Origin of the sequence: Psychrobacter sp. TB20-MNA-CIBAN-0197 (assembly GCF_040309765.1) — a bacterium.
Lineage (GTDB): Bacteria > Pseudomonadota > Gammaproteobacteria > Pseudomonadales > Moraxellaceae > Psychrobacter > Psychrobacter submarinus.
On the sequence record NZ_JBEOPC010001387.1, the window covers coordinates 1 to 236 of the forward strand.

General features: G+C 60.6%; 1 protein-coding gene. It reads left to right on the forward strand.

The window, feature by feature from the left end:
* Window positions 1-51: 51 nt before the first annotated feature.
* Window positions 52-236: AGE family epimerase/isomerase (locus AAEY83_RS18510; RefSeq protein WP_351061627.1), on the forward strand; the 185-nt coding region annotated here is incomplete at its 3' end.

Below are 236 nucleotides of genomic sequence, written 5' to 3' on the forward strand. Positions count from 1 at the left end.
GTCGATGGCGCACCGGGCATTGTCTACACCCTCGACTGGCACAACAAAGCCGTGGTCCGCCATCGCCTGCACTGGACGCATGCCGAAGCCAGCGCCGCCGCCAGTGCCTTGCTCAAACGCACCGGCGACGTGCAATACGAAACCTGGTACCGACTGTTCTGGGAGTTCTGTGAGACGAATTTCATCGACCGTTGCCACGGCAGTTGGCACCACGAACTCAATCCGCAGAATGTGCC